Source organism: Staphylococcus sp. EG-SA-2 (assembly GCF_017152085.1).
The window spans coordinates 1-805 of record NZ_JACYHC010001023.1; the positions used below are offsets into that span (position 1 = coordinate 1).

Below are 805 nucleotides of genomic sequence, written 5' to 3' on the forward strand. Positions count from 1 at the left end.
GGTTTGAAACATTGACATGTTCAGCAATTTCATTAGAACTAATGTGCTTTGATGGATTTTTAATAAAAAACTGGAGTAGTTTTAAGTGTCTATCAAGCATTTAACATGTACCTCCTTTCTAAATTTTTCGTGTAAGCGTTTTTAAAGGTGTATTAATATTATTAAACATGAGAGCTTATACATACGTCAATGACATTAAAGCGAACTTTTATATGATTTTAACAGAGTGCGAATTATGCAAATAAAGAACAGCAGTAAGATATTTCAAATAGAAAAATATCTCACTGCTGTTTTTCTGAATTTATGCATCTGGTACTTGTGGACGTATCAGGCAAATGATTAATTTTTAGGTGATTGTGCTTGAGGTGTTTGTTTAGAAGGCGTATTGGTATTATTTGATTTATTAGCAGGTGGTGTGTTCTGTTGTTGATTATTTTGGTTGTTTGTTGACGATTGACTGCCACCACCGTGAGTATTATTTTTATTTGAATTTGAGTCTTTTGGCTGAGCTGGTTGCGTATTCGATGGTACTGTTGAATGGTTGTTAGGAACATTTGACGGTGAAGATGGTTGATTGTCATTAGTATCGTTATTGCCATTATTTTGATTTTTATCTGTTTTGTCTGCACTATCATCTTGTTGATCATTTTCTTCGGTTTCTGTTTTTTTATGCGTAGATTTATTTTCTTGTTCTTGGTTATTACTTGATGATGTAGAATGATTTATTGCAGCATAAATTGCGAACCCAAGTGCTCCGATTAATACGATAATTACGATGGTAATAAGAAGTTTTTTCAAATATAAC

Annotated in this window: 2 protein-coding genes; both read right to left on the reverse strand. The window is 31.9% G+C overall.

The genetic code is table 11. The features are described from left to right. Positions 1 to 100: BglG family transcription antiterminator (locus IDG60_RS27815; RefSeq protein WP_206160994.1), on the reverse strand; the 100-nt coding region annotated here is incomplete at its 3' end. A 239-nt stretch (positions 101 to 339) separates the two neighbouring features. Then, entirely contained in the window at positions 340 to 798 is a 459-nt protein-coding gene (locus IDG60_RS27820; RefSeq protein WP_000734800.1) for a hypothetical protein, read from the reverse strand. Between the last annotated feature and the right edge of the window lie 7 nt (positions 799 to 805).